This is a genomic window from Pseudomonas sp. GW823-FHT02C05 (assembly GCF_058797595.1).
Genome location: NZ_JBXAJU010000001.1, coordinates 1,064,408 through 1,077,291, shown reverse-complemented (window position 1 = coordinate 1,077,291; position 12,884 = coordinate 1,064,408). Strand labels below are relative to the sequence as shown.

The 12,884-nt window shown below is 65.2% G+C and carries 9 protein-coding genes; 1 reads left to right on the top strand and 8 read right to left on the bottom strand.

The annotated features are described in order from the left end of the window. Window positions 1-51: 51 nt before the first annotated feature. Genes AC1RGE_RS05005 through AC1RGE_RS04995 form a run of 3 tightly spaced genes read right to left on the bottom strand, consistent with a single transcriptional unit; the run spans window position 52 to window position 5,740 of the window. On the bottom strand, window positions 52-2,211 hold the full coding sequence (locus AC1RGE_RS05005; protein ID WP_492583519.1) for a type I secretion system permease/ATPase: 2,160 nt from the start codon (window positions 2,209-2,211) through the stop codon (window positions 52-54). Window positions 2,212-2,213: 2 nt separating this feature from the next. Beyond that, entirely contained in the window at window positions 2,214-3,602 is a 1,389-nt protein-coding gene (locus AC1RGE_RS05000; RefSeq protein ID WP_053151654.1) for an HlyD family type I secretion periplasmic adaptor subunit, read from the bottom strand. Continuing rightward, on the bottom strand, window positions 3,599-5,740 hold the full coding sequence (locus tag AC1RGE_RS04995) for a type I secretion system permease/ATPase (protein WP_492583517.1): 2,142 nt from the start codon (window positions 5,738-5,740) through the stop codon (window positions 3,599-3,601). Before AC1RGE_RS04995 ends, AC1RGE_RS05000 begins: the two co-directional genes overlap by 4 nt. Before the next feature lie 489 nt (window positions 5,741-6,229). Between AC1RGE_RS04995 and AC1RGE_RS04990 the strand changes: the two genes are divergently transcribed. Continuing rightward, window positions 6,230-6,997: a substrate-binding periplasmic protein gene (locus tag AC1RGE_RS04990; protein ID WP_492583515.1), complete on the top strand. Its 768-nt coding sequence runs from the start codon at window positions 6,230-6,232 to the stop codon at window positions 6,995-6,997. Between the two features lie 113 nt (window positions 6,998-7,110). Here the strand turns inward: AC1RGE_RS04990 and pelG are convergent, their stop codons facing one another. From pelG to AC1RGE_RS04965, 5 genes are read right to left on the bottom strand one after another with little or no spacing between them, the layout of a single operon-like run. Next, on the bottom strand, window positions 7,111-8,481 hold the full coding sequence (pelG, locus tag AC1RGE_RS04985; RefSeq protein WP_011061266.1) for an exopolysaccharide Pel transporter PelG: 1,371 nt from the start codon (window positions 8,479-8,481) through the stop codon (window positions 7,111-7,113). Next, window positions 8,482-10,014 carry a GT4 family glycosyltransferase PelF gene (pelF, locus tag AC1RGE_RS04980; protein ID WP_015635593.1) on the bottom strand — a complete coding sequence of 511 codons (1,533 nt, stop codon included), beginning with the start codon at window positions 10,012-10,014 and terminating at the stop codon, window positions 8,482-8,484. It abuts the gene before it with no gap. Further along, on the bottom strand, window positions 10,011-11,000 hold the full coding sequence (locus AC1RGE_RS04975; protein WP_011061264.1) for a HEAT repeat domain-containing protein: 990 nt from the start codon (window positions 10,998-11,000) through the stop codon (window positions 10,011-10,013). Before AC1RGE_RS04975 ends, pelF begins: the two co-directional genes overlap by 4 nt. Then, window positions 10,978-12,348 carry a PelD GGDEF domain-containing protein gene (locus AC1RGE_RS04970; RefSeq protein WP_015635591.1) on the bottom strand — a complete coding sequence of 457 codons (1,371 nt, stop codon included), beginning with the start codon at window positions 12,346-12,348 and terminating at the stop codon, window positions 10,978-10,980. Before AC1RGE_RS04970 ends, AC1RGE_RS04975 begins: the two co-directional genes overlap by 23 nt. Before the next feature lie 5 nt (window positions 12,349-12,353). Further along, on the bottom strand, window positions 12,354-12,875 hold the full coding sequence (locus AC1RGE_RS04965; protein WP_011061262.1) for a transporter: 522 nt from the start codon (window positions 12,873-12,875) through the stop codon (window positions 12,354-12,356). Window positions 12,876-12,884: the final 9 nt, after the last annotated feature.

The following is a 12,884-nucleotide window of genomic DNA, read 5'->3' as shown; positions in this document are numbered from 1 at the left end:
GCGGGGTGGGGAGACATGACGGGTGGGCGAGTCCTCCTGCCGTCGGTGGGGTCAGTCCTTCATCTGCAGCGCCCACTGCCGGGCATACAACCCGTTCAGGGCGAGCAGCTGTTGGTGTGTACCTTGTTCGAGCACCCGGCCCTGATCGATGACCAGAATCCGGTCCGCATGGCGCAGGGTATTGAGGCGATGGGCGACGCTGATCACCGTGCGGCCGCGGACGATGCCCTGCAGGTTGGCCATCACCGCCGCTTCCGACTCGTAGTCCAGGGCACTGGTGGCTTCGTCCAGCAACAGGATGCCGGGGTTGGTCAATAGGGCCCGGGCCAGGGCAATGCGTTGACGCTGGCCGCCGGAGAGCTGGCCGCCACGCTCGCCCACCTCGGTCTCGTAGCCCTGGGCCAGGGCCTCGATAAAGGACGCCGCCCCGGCCAGACCGGCGGCGTGCCGCACCTCGGCGTCGCTGGCTTGAGGCCGGCACAGGCGGATGTTCTCGGCAACGCTGCCGGCGAACAACACGCTTTCCTGGAGCACCACGCTCATGTTGCGACGCAGGGCCACCGGGTCGGCGATGGCCAGGTCGATGCCGTCCACCAGCACTCGGCCGTGCTGGGGCACATAGAGGCGCTGCAGCAGGCGGGTCAGGGTCGATTTGCCGGAACCGGAAGGCCCGGTGATGCCGACGAACTCGCCCGGCTGGATCTCCAGATCCAGCTGGCGCAGCACCTCCTGGCCGTCTTCCTCGTAGCGAAAACGCACCCCCTGGAAGCTCACCCCGCCCTGCAACGCTGGCACCGAGGCCAGGCCGCCGCTGCCGCTTTCACAGTCGCTGTCGAGAATGTCCCCCAGGCGGCGCAGGGAAATCAGCGTGTGCTGGAAGTCCTGCCAGACCTGGGCCAGACGCAGGATCGGCTCCACCACATGCCCGGCCAGCATGTTGAAGGCCACCAGTTGGCCGGGGCTCAACTGGCCATCCAGCACCAGCATCACGCCCCACCACAGCAACAGCGCTGCGGTCAGCTTCTGGATCAGGCCGATGCCCTGCCCGGCCCAGATCCCGACGATGCGGGTGTGGAACGCCGCACGCACATAAGCCGCCAGCTGGCGCTGCCACTGCTGCTGGAAGGCGCTTTCGATGGCCCCGGTCTTGATAGTCTCGATGCCGGTCACGGTCTCGGTGAGAAACGCCGTGTTGGCCGCATTCAACTCGTATTCGCGCAAGGCCCGGCTGCGCAGCAAGGGGCCCACGCACAGCCAGAAGAGGAAATACAGGGCCAGGGAGCCCACCACCATCCAGGTCAGCAGCGGTGCGTAGCTGTACATCACGGCGATGAACAAGCCGCAGAACGCCAGGTCCAGCACCAGGGTCAAGGCCGAGCCGGTAAGAAACTGGCGGATCTGTTGCATCTCACCGACCCGGGCGATGATCTCGCCGCTCTGGCGCCGCTGGAAATAACCCAGCGGCAACTGGATCAGATGCTGGTACAGGCGCGCGGACAGCTCGGCGTTGATCTTGCTCGCCACATTGCTGAACAGCCAGGACCGCAACAGGCCGAACAAGGGCTCGAACAGCGCCAGGGCCAGCATGGCGATCCCCAGCACTTGCAGGCTCGACAGGCCGCGACTGACCAGAACCCGGTCGATGATGTTCTCGAACAGCAGCGGCGTGACCAGCGCTACGCCTTGCAGCATCAGCGACACCAGCAGCACGCTGCGAAACTGGCGCCCATGCTTGAGGATCGACGGCAGGAACCAGGAGACGCCGAAACCACCCGTCTTCAGCTGCACATGCCGCTCGGCCAGCAGCAACACCTCTCCCTGTCCCTGATCATGGCCTTGCCAGAGCGTCGCCAGCTCCTGGCGCGACAGGGTCTGGCATTGCCCCTGCAGCGGCCAGAACACCCGGACCCGGTCGCCCTCCACCGCGTCCAGCACCGCCCAGCCCCGCGTGGTGTCCAGCAGCGCCGGCAGCGGCAGGTGATGCAAGCGTTGCACCCGGCTTTGCACTGCCCGTGCGCGCAGGCCGATCCAGCCGGCGCAGCGCCGCAGGTCAAGGCTGTCGGCCGGACCTTCAACCCGCCCCAGGCGGTGAGTCAGTTGCGCCACGCTGATGCTCAGGTCGAAGCTCCGGGCGGCCCAGGCCAGGGCGTGCAGGCCGGTGTCGAGCATTGTCGGTGAGGGTTCAGAAGCGGCATCGAAAGCGCGGGTCATGTTCAACGCTCCCGCAACGCTTCGGACTGATACTCGCGAATCGGGCTCAGCAGGTAATTGATCACCCGCCGCTCGCCGGTGCGAATCTCGCCGGTCACGCTCATCCCCGCCTGCAAGGGCATCCAGCCCTGCCCCGCGGCAATGGCCGCACGCTCCAGGCGAATCCGCGTGGGGAACACCAGCCCCAGCTGTTCGTCCTTGATGGCGTCACCGGAGACATGGGCCACGGTGCCGCGCAAGGTGCCGTAGCGGGTATAGGGAAACGCATCCACCTTGATCTCCACGGGCTGGCCGGCCCTGACGAAACCGACGTCCTTGTTCAGCACCATGACCTCGGCATCCAGCTCGGCCCCCTCGGGCACGATCACCAGTAACTGCTGCGCCGCTTGCACGGCGCCGCCCAGGGTATGCACCGCCAGTTGCTGGACCACACCGTCCACCGGCGCCAGCAGGGTTTGCAGGCGCTGCCGGTCGCGGCCACGGATCAGTTGCTGCTCGAGCACGGCGATCTCCTGTTGGCTGCGGTTGAGCAATTCATGCTGTTCGCGCTGGGTCCTGGCCAGGAAACTGTCGCGCTGCTCCCGACGGTTCTGCGCCTGGGCCTTGAGCACCTGCAGTTCGGCCTGCTGCTGGGCCAGCGAACGCTCGACGTCCAGTTGCTCCTTTTCCTGCTCAAGCAATTCCACCAGGGGCATCAGCTGTTCGGCGGCCATCGCCCGGCGTGCATGGAGCCGTTTGCGCACATTGCTGGCCAGCTTGCCCAGGGCGCTGATCTCGCTGCCCCGGGCCCTTTGATTGGCCTGGTTGATGGCGATTTCGGCGTTGAGGCTGTCCAGGTTGGCGCTGATTTCCTTCCAGGTACTGAGCAGTTGCTCCCGGGCCGCCGCGACCTGCTGTGCATCCAGGCCAGCAGGCGTCTGGTAGCTGTGCAAGGGGTCCGGGGTCAGCAGTGCACGGGCCCGGGCCAATTCCAGACGCTTGAAATCCAGTTGCGTGCGCAACTCGCTCAACTCGGCGTCGATGCCGATCGGGTTCAGCGCCACCAGCACCTCGCCGGCCTTGACCCGCTGCCCGTCACGTACATGGATGGCGCGAACTTCACCCGCCTCGTGCGCCTGGATCACCTTGGTGTAGCTGGAGACCATGAGGCGCCCGGCGGCACTGGCATGAATGTCGAGAAAGCCGAGGATCGCCCAGCCCAGGGCCAGCAGGATCGCCAGGATCAGCAGCAGTGCCGTGCCACGTGCCCAGGGCGCGGGTGGCCGCTCGACAATTTCCAGGTAGCCGGGTTGGAACTCGTATTCGTCGCGGCTGCGCTTGAGCAGCGTCCGCGCGTCACCCAGGCGCTGCCAGGCGCGGCGCCAGCGAGACAACAGTGCACCGGACCTCATGACGCCTCCTTGCACAGCGCCTGTTGCAGCGCCCACAGGCGCGAGTAGCAACCGCCGTTGGCCAAGAGTTGCTGGTGGCTGCCCGATTCACTGATGCGCCCCTGTTCCAGAGCGATGATGCGTTGGCAATGCCGTACCGCAGACAGGCGATGGGCAATGATGATCACCGTGCGTCCCTGGGCGATGCTCGCCATGTTGTCCTGGATCAGTGCCTGGGATTCGTCATCCAGGGCGCTGGTGGCTTCGTCGAAAATCAGGATGCGCGGGTCGCCCATCAGTGCCCGGGCTATGGCGATGCGCTGCCGCTGGCCGCCGGACAAGGAGCTGCCGGCTTCGGCCAGCACCGTGTCGTAGCCCAGGGGCAGGCGCAGGATGAAATCATGGGCACCGGCCAGGCGCGCTGCGGCGATCACGCTTTCCAGGGAGGCGGTGGGATGGCGCAGGGCAATGTTGTGGCGCACGCTGCGGTTGAACAGGTAGTTTTCCTGGAGCACCACGCCAATCTGGCTGCGCAACCAGGCCGGCTGCAACTGCTCCAGGGGCAAGCCGTCGATCAGGATGCGCCCGCCATCGGGGGTGTAGAGTTTCTGCAGCAAGCGGGTCAGCGTGCTCTTGCCGGACCCGGACGACCCGACGATGCCCAGGGTCTGCCCCGCGGCGATCTGCAAGTCCAGGCCGCGCAGCACCCACTCAAGTTCCGGACGGTAGCGGAACACCAACTGTTCGATGCGCACTTCGCCACGCAATGCCTGGGTCGGGCGCAGATCCCCCTCGGCCTGCTCCACCGGCAGGTTGAGCATGTCGCCCAGCTTGTCCACCGATACCCGCACCCGGACGAACTGCTGCCAGACCTCGATCAGTTTGGCCACGGGCTGGCTGACGTGGGACAGCATCATGTTGAAGGCAATCAACTGGCCGATGCTCATCTGCAGGTCGATTACCCGGCTAGCGCCCCAGCAGATCACCGCCACCGCCGTGACTTTCTGCAACAGCATCACGGTCTGGCTGATGGCGCTGCCCAGGGTCTGGCTGGCAAACCCGGCCTCGACCATCTGCGCCGTCTGCGACTCCCAGCGACGCTGCATACGCGGCTCCACCGCCAGGCTCTTGATGGTTTCGCTGCTGCTGACGCTTTCATTGAGAAAGGCGGTGTTGCGCGCCGCGCTGTAGAACTGGCGCTCGATGCGCTTCTCCAGCGGGCCGGTGCTGAACCAGGCCAGCAGCGCATACAGGGGCAGGGTCAGCAGCACCAGCAGGGTCAACGGCCAGGAAATCCAGGCCATGACCGCAAAAAACACCAGGGTGAAGGCCACGTCGACACACAGGGTCAGCAGCGAGCCGGTGAGGAACTCGCGGATGCTGTCCAGCTCCTGGACCCGGGTGATGATCGCCCCCACCTGGCGTTGCTTGAAGTACAGCAGCGGCAGGCCCAGCAGATGGCGCAAGAGCTTGACCCCAAGGCCGATGTCGATGCGATTGGCGGTGTGCGCCGCCAGGTATTCACGCAAGCCCTTGAGCAGCACCTCGAACAGGCCCACCACCACCAGGGTCATCACCAGCACGTCGAGGGTCGACAGCGCCCGGTGCACCATGACCTTGTCCATCACCGCCTGGAAGAACAACGGCGTCGCCAGGGCCAGCACCTGCAGCAACAGCGAGCACAGCAGCACTTCGCCCAGTATCCGCCGATGGCGCAGCAGCTCCGGTACGAACCAGGACAGATCAAAGCGCAAACCGCTCTGGCGCAGGCGAATCACCTCCCCGCTCCACTGCTCGGCCAACTGCAGGCGATCGAGCATGTCCGGGGTCGGCATTGAAGGTCGCTGCACCAGCGCCTGGGTGTCCGAGAGCCGCGCCAGCAGCATGAATTCGCCGCTCTGGTTGCGCCAGGCAAGGGGCAGCATCTTCGGGGTCAGTCGGGTCAGCGCCAGGCGTTCCAGGCGAAGATCGACACCGGCGTTGCGTGCATAGTCCCTGACCGCCTGGCGCAGGTCCCGCGAAGGGTCAGGGTCCAGGGATTGCGGGGCCGCGGCTTGCGGTACGCGTTCCTGGGTCAGTTGCAGCAGCAGATGGCAGCAGGCCAAGGCTGAGTGAACGGCCGTATCGGCCGCGGATGATGGGGCAGACAGCGCTGTCATAGTGGAGCATCCGCTGAGGACAGGCTGCGGGTTGTTGCAATATTGACTGGCATAGACCGCTCGTTTCTTGCTCCAGGGAGCATGGAGGCACGAACGCAGTCTGAGCCAGCTAATTGCGAATGATAATCAGCAGTTTGATTGAAGCGTTTTAACTAAAACTTAAGGCTGTCCCCTAAATCCCCTGCATGTCCAGGCTGCGCATGCACAGGGACCTGGTCCCAGGCTGGCGAGGCTACTGATACAGCGCTGCCCACGGCTGTTCAACCTGAGTGTCAGCGCGTACCAGTCGCTGCCCTCACTGGTTGCGCCAGCCCTGAACGGTGATGGCAATCAGCGGTCAAAATAATCCGTCAAATCCATCCATCTCTGCACATAACCCTCTAATCTTGGCGGCACGTTTTGCAGGTCGTTGCGGTCGGTCTTTGTACGTGTCGAATACGCAGCGTTAATCCGAGAGCATGAAATGCCACTGTCTGTTGAGTTACTGCCATGACTCATGTGAGTCAATCGTTTCGCCAGCGGGGGGCGCTGATCCTGACGATGCTGCTCGCTCTGATGGTCTGGGGGCCCTCAGTGTCTGGCGCCGAGTCCCGTAGCTTCGACCTGTACATCGCCGAAGCGCCGCCTTTATCGATGCTGGACCCGTCCGGCCTGCATGGCATCCTCGGCGACGCGACGCTGGAAGCGGCGACCCGAGCCGGATATACGCTGCACTTTATAGAAGTGCCTTGGGCACGAGCCCAGCAAAGCGTACGCAAAGGCGTCGACAAGCTGATCATTCCCCTGTCGCGCACGCCGGAAAGAGAAGCCGATTACACCTGGATCGCGCCCATCATGACCATGGACAGAGCCTTCTTCAGCCTGCACACGCGCGTCGAAACCCTGCAGCAGGCACGGGAAACCTTCGCTCGGATCGCCGTTGGCCGAGGCAGTGCCCAAGAGCAGAAGCTTCGGGCTGAAGGCTTTGGCGACAACCAGATCTATCCGTTTGAAATTGGCGAGAACCCGGCTCAACTGCTGCTGATGGGACGGGTCGACGCCTGGTTCAACGGCATTCCCGAAACCCAGAGCATCTGGCGCAAGGTGTCGACTCAGCCGTTGCAGGTCAGTCCGGTCTTTATGAGCACCGATCTGTACCTGGCCTGCTCCAGAAACTGTAATGCGACACTGGTGCGCAAGCTGCGCGCGGCGGTCGAGGGGCTGCGCAAGGACGGCACGCTGGAGAGAATGCGAAAATCCTACCTCGACGCTCCCTGACCGGCCCCTGTGCTGCGCAGAACCCGGGCCGCGTTGGCATAGCCGGCGTCCCGATCCTGCAAGCCTCTGCAAAGCACCGCCGCGGGTCCGCAGCACGCGCTTGCCGATGCTCCTCAACGCGACAGCATGAACGTCTCGTACTCCAGGTCATCCAGCGCCGTCGACAGCCGCGTCAGCCCCAGCAGCACGCAGATCAGCAGCGACAGGGTAAAGCCATAGCCGAAGAAGCTCGGCCCCAGGTGCAGGCTGAGCAGGGTCAGGGCGGCATTGAGGGCCACGAACAGCAGGCACAGCTCCAGCACGATGGCGCGTTTGTCGAGGTAGAAGAACACGTTGAGAATCGCCATGAACACCACCTGGATGCTCACCCCGATCAGGTCGATGTAGAACAGCGGCAGGTAGTAGCTGGACATCCCCAGCCACTCCAGCAGGCGCGGGCCGAAGAGGAACAGCAGGACCACCGTCAGCCCCTGGACCTTGCAGATTTCCAGCAGGCCCTGGCGGATCGAGAAGGTCATCTCGGCCTTCAGCGAACCGATGTGCTGCAAGGTCTCGCCATCGCGCACGGCACGGAACAGGCGGTCGTACCATTCGGCGAAATCGGTTTCGATGCGCACCAGGAACACCGCCATCCCGGGAATGATCGCCAGGTAAGCGAGGAAGATCGGCAGGTCGTAGAGAATTGACGCGCGCATCGGCCCGATCACCTGGCTCGAAGTTTCCGGGTTGAACCAGAAGATGAACTTGTCGATCCAGATCCCCAGGTTGTAGCAAAGCCCGGTCAGCAGCAGGCTGACAAACACCTGGCGGCGGTCGAGAAAGTCGAAGGCCACCAGCTTCTCGGCCCGGTACTCACGCAGGATGTCGTAGAGAAACAGGAACAGCAGCGTGCTGTGCCCCAGCAGCAGCGCCAGCAACAGCCCTTCCATGCCCATGTAGCGCAGGTAGAAGGCGCTGCCGACCATCAAGCCATACCCCACCAGCATCACCAGGAGGATGCGGTTATAGGCCTTCATCCCCGAGAGGAAGATGATCACCAGCCACAGGTTGCACAGCACCACGAAGTTGGCCAGGGTCAGCAGGCGGTAGATCAGCGCCTGGTCGAACAGGGTCACCAGCAGCAGGATGCCCAGCGCCCCGGAGCCCAGGGTCACCAGCAAGAGTACGCCCACCAGGTTCGGCAGGATCTGCTCGTACTTGCGCTCGAACAGGCGGTCGGACACGAAACGGGTGAAAAACAGCTGCAGGCCGCCGGTCAGGATCAGCGACGTGGCCATCAGGTAGGTGACGGTGATCAGGAACTGGCGGATCAGGACCTCCGGCACCACCAGCCCGAGGCTGATCACCCCCACCAGCATCACGCTGAGGATCGACAGCACCCAGGGCCCGGAACTGATCAGGCCGGCATAGACATAGGCGTGCAGGGTCGCCGTGTAGGAGTCGCGGGAGAGAATCTTGCGCAGTTCGAAACCGATGCCGGCCATTTACACAGCCTCCTTGTGTGGGGTGCCGATGGCCGTGTGATAGAGCGTGCGATAGCGGTCGAGCATCAAGCGCTCGCTGTAGTAGCGATGTACCCGCAACAGGCCCGCCGCCTGGGCCGATTGCCAGCGTGCGGGGCTGCGCAGCAGGTCGATGATCGCCTGGGAGGTGGCCTGCGGATCGGCGATCGCCACCACTTCCCCGGCCCGCCCCAGGTCCCGGTCGGCCGCCTCGCCGCCCTCGATCAGCTCGCGGCAGGAGCCCACGTCACTGCTGACCACCGGCGTGCCGGCGGCCCAGGCTTCGAGAATCACCAGGGGCTGGGCCTCGCTGATGGAGGTCAGCACCATCAGGCCCAGTTGCGGCAGGATGTCCTGGATTTTCTGGAAGCCCAGGAACAGTACCTTCTGCTCCAGCCCCAGGCTCGCCACCAGGCTGCGGCACTCGGCGACGTACTCCGGGTCTTCCTCTTCCGGCCCGACGATCCAGCCTTCGACCTCGGGCATCACGCTGACCACCCCGCGCATGGCCCGCAGGAAGGTCTTGACGTCCTTGATCGGCACCACCCGGCCGATCAGCCCGACCACCGGCGCAATGCCTTCGGCCCGGGCCTCCAGGGCCTGGGTCCAGAGCTGCAGGTCGATGCCGTTGGGGATCACCTGGGTGCGCTCGGGGGGGGCGCCGTCCTTGATCTGGCGTTGGCGGTTGCCGTCGTACAGGGCAATGATCTGGTCGGCGCTTTCATAGACCAGATGCCCGATGCGTTCGAAGAAACGCACCCAGAGCATGCGGATATAGCCGGAGCCGGAATCCATGCTGTCGTTCAGCGCCTGGTTGCTGCTTTCGGCGATCCAGCTGGCCTGGGCCAGGTCGATCTTGCGCTCCTTGGTGTAGATCCCGTGCTCGCTGAGCAGGAACTGGCAGCCCCACAACTGCTTGAGAATGCAGCCCACCAGCCCGGCGTAGCCGGTGGAAATCGAGTGCAGCACCCGGGCCCGCGGCATGTGCCGGGCGGCATTGGCCAGCATCAGCAAGGGCGACTGCATGGTGCGCAGGGTCCAGAAGTAGTTGACGAAGGACGGATCGGCGCAGTGCTGCTCGTAGCCTTCGGTCAGCGCTTCCCAGCTGGGCCGGCTGTAGAGCACGTCGTCCAGGGTGATGCGCCCCTGGGCCAGGGATGCCAGCACTTCGATGCCCAGCTCGGCGGCGGGCTTCTGCGGGTTGTGCAGGTAGCGGTAAAGGTTGCTCAGTTCCTCCAGGGACGCGCTGTGGGCCTCGCGCTTGTGCCTGGGGTTGCGCCAGGCCTCTTCCAGGTACACCTCTTCGATATGCACGACGTTGGCCGGAATCTCATAGCGGCGCTGACCATAGGCCTCGCGCTGGCCGCCAATGAACAGCACCGAAAACTGCAGCTGCGGCAGGCCGAGGATCATCTGGTGGATCCAGCTGGACACGCCACCACGCACATAGGGCCAGGTGCCCTCGAGCAGCAGGCAGACATCGGCGATGGGGGTTGAGTCGGGGGTTTTCTTCATGTCCAGGTCCTTACCAGCCCGGCAAAGGGCGGACGTTGCTGCATTTGCGCCGGCAGGCTTCGCAGCAGCCCGGGAATCTCGGCATAGCGGCCGGTTTCAAAGGCGATTTCGGCGCGGAACGGCAGGACCTTGGCCGGGTCCATGCCCGCCTCCTCGGCCTGGTGCATGTGCAGGCGCGCCTTGCCGACGTCACCGCGTTCAAGGGCGATGCGCCCGGCCAGCAACAGCAGCTCGCCGCCCTCCCCCAGTTTCAGCGCCTGTTCGGCATGCTCGCCGGCCTGGCCCAGCACGTGCTGCTGCACACTGCCCTGGGCCAGGCCCAGGTAGGCCAGTTCCCAGTACCAGCGGGCCAGCGTCGCGTGCAAGGCTCCGGCCTTCTGCGGCGCCGCGCCGGGCAGTTGTTCCAGGGAGGACTGGATCCGCTGGTTGATGTCGGTTTCCTGCTTGTCGAGCATCGAATACGCCAACAGCCGCACATCGTCGCTCGGGTCACCCAGGGCCAGCTTGAGGATCGGTACCGCTTCCTTGCCCGGCATCCGCCGGGTGGCGAGCAAGGCCGCCAGGCGCTGGTCGGGGTCCGGCGCATGACGCAAGACATCCTGCAGCCCGCTGTCACCGAAGGTGGGCGAATGCAGTTGAGTCTGAGCGCGAAACGGCAGGTCGGGAATGCCCACCGCCTGCCACGTCTGCGCCTCGCGCTTGCGCGGCAGGTACAGCGCCGGAAAGATCGCGGCAATCACCCCGACGGCCCCGATCAGCGGCACAAAGAACGCCAGGCTGAAGATGAACAGCGGGCTCCATGGCAACGGCCGGCGATAACGCGCCGGCAGCAGCAGCCAGACCGCCGCGGTCAGCAGGCCACAGGCGATGCCATGGGTCATTGCATACAGCAGCGCGGTCTGCAGGTCGGGCAACTGCGCCGTCAGGCTGGCCCAGCTGCCGATCTCGAAAAACAGCGCTCCGCTAAACAGCCACTTGCTGATCATTCAGGCCACACTCGTTGTACAGGAAGTTACGCAGCCCATCGCGTTGCCGGGCCGACTCCAGGTCGTAGGGCAGTACCTTGACCCCCAGGCCGGCCAGCTCCACGCTCATGCCGAAGTGTTCGTGGACCAGCTTGCCCAGGCGTGCCAGGTAGCCCTGGGCGCCCTCGGCGCTGGTCAGCGGCAACAGCACCAGCAACAGTTCGTGCCCGCGTGCATTGGCCAGGCTCAGGTGCAGGTCCAGGCCTCGCTGGCTGCGCTCGAACAGCCGCGCCAGTTCATCATTGGGCTGGGTCAGCTCGAAGGCATAGAGGCAACCGGACAGGCCGTGGCGCTCGACATCCACCAGTGAACGCTTGAGTTGGCGGGTGAAGTGCTGGGCATCGGCGCTCTGCAGTTGCAAAACCTGCGGGTCCGGGTGCAACAGGTCGGCGATATGTCCGGCCAGCAGGGCCAGCAGGCTGAGGGTGCGTTCCTGGAAGGCAAAGAACGGCATCTGCCGCACCGCCAGAATCGCCAGCACCTGGCCCTGGGTGTCCACCAGCGGAACACAGGCCTGCAAGGACGACACCGAGGCCTGGGCGCCGCTATCCAGCAGCTCCTCACGCACACTCACCAGCTCCTCGCGCTCCAGGCACATACGCACCAGCAGGTCCTGGCTGTCCAGGGGCCCCATGGTGCCGATCGAGGCCAAGAGGCTCAGCTGTGGCGCCGCACTGGCGCCCTGCTCCACCCGGTACAGCCCGGCCACCCGCAGCGAGCCGTACTGGCCGAGCAGGGTCAGCACCGGCTCGGCCAGCAGGCTCAGCGGGTCGCCGCCATTGGGCGCCGCGCGCAGCCGATCACGCAGGCCCAGCAGGGAACTGCGCAAGCTCTGGTCGCTGCCCGCCAGGCGCTGCTCCAGGCGGTCATGGGAGACCCGCAGAATCTGGTGCGCCCGGGTGAAATCATCGAGCCGGTACTGGCGGTACTCGTTGGCCATCTGCAAGCGCAGCAAACGCCGCTCCCAGAGGTCGCGCACCTCGCCCACCAGCATGCCGCAGACCAGTACGCCGACAATGTAGGACGGCGCGACCTGGGCGTAGCTCGCCAGCCCCGAATGACGCAGGGCAAAGAACGCCGCTACCAGCAGGCTGGCACTGATCAGGCCGCGGACAAACCCGTAGCGCACCCCCAGCAGCAGCGGCGCCAGCACCGACCAGGGAAACTCGCCCTGCACCTGCAAGGGGTCCTCGGGGGCCAGCCACAGGCCGACGCCGATGACCAGGGCGGTCACCAGAAAGGTTTCCAGCCAGGACGCCGGACCGCTGGCGCGGGGCGCCAGCGCATAGTCCATGTGTGGAGAGTTCATGGCAGTCACTCGATCCGAAGGCCACCGACAAGCTTGTCGAGCACCTTCTGGGCGGCCCCGGCCAGGCTTTCCCGGGACCAGCCGGCGCGGGCCCCGCTATTGCTCCACAGCACCTTGCCGGTACCGGCCTCGACCACCCGCAGGCTGATGCCCACCGCCGGTTCGCCATCCAGGCCGTTCTTGTACTGCCACTCCTCGACGCTGCCGGACACCACATAGTCGAGCTTCTGCTCCCGGGCCCAGTCCATGGCCCCGGCCAGACGCTCGTTGTCGTCGAGCAGGGCCTGTTCGCCCTGCCCCGCCGTACCGGTGTAGACCTGGGGTTGCAGGCCGCGGCTGCTCAGCACGCTGAGCAGAATTTGCTCACTGCGCTCGCCGGCCTGGGGTGTCTGGGAATAGTTGACCAGCGGCAGCACGCCCCAGCGCGCACTCTTGGACAACTCGGGGCTGCTTTGCCCGGTGAAGCTGCTGCACCCGGCCATCAGCAAGGCGACCATTGCCAGACTCACGCAACGAATGGATTGCATAAGGTTTAC

What these genes read in the sequence shown, in the direction of transcription:
- AC1RGE_RS05005 (WP_492583519.1), bottom strand. Translation starts at nt 2,211, where the DNA reads ATGACCCGCGCTTTCGATGCCGCTTCTGAACCCTCACCGACAATGCTC.
- AC1RGE_RS05000 (WP_053151654.1), bottom strand. Translation starts at nt 3,602, where the DNA reads ATGAGGTCCGGTGCACTGTTGTCTCGCTGGCGCCGCGCCTGGCAGCGC.
- AC1RGE_RS04995 (WP_492583517.1), bottom strand. Translation starts at nt 5,740, where the DNA reads ATGACAGCGCTGTCTGCCCCATCATCCGCGGCCGATACGGCCGTTCAC.
- AC1RGE_RS04990 (WP_492583515.1), top strand. Translation starts at nt 6,230, where the DNA reads ATGACTCATGTGAGTCAATCGTTTCGCCAGCGGGGGGCGCTGATCCTG.
- pelG (WP_011061266.1), bottom strand. Translation starts at nt 8,481, where the DNA reads ATGGCCGGCATCGGTTTCGAACTGCGCAAGATTCTCTCCCGCGACTCC.
- pelF (WP_015635593.1), bottom strand. Translation starts at nt 10,014, where the DNA reads ATGAAGAAAACCCCCGACTCAACCCCCATCGCCGATGTCTGCCTGCTG.
- AC1RGE_RS04975 (WP_011061264.1), bottom strand. Translation starts at nt 11,000, where the DNA reads ATGATCAGCAAGTGGCTGTTTAGCGGAGCGCTGTTTTTCGAGATCGGC.
- AC1RGE_RS04970 (WP_015635591.1), bottom strand. Translation starts at nt 12,348, where the DNA reads ATGAACTCTCCACACATGGACTATGCGCTGGCGCCCCGCGCCAGCGGT.
- AC1RGE_RS04965 (WP_011061262.1), bottom strand. Translation starts at nt 12,875, where the DNA reads ATGCAATCCATTCGTTGCGTGAGTCTGGCAATGGTCGCCTTGCTGATG.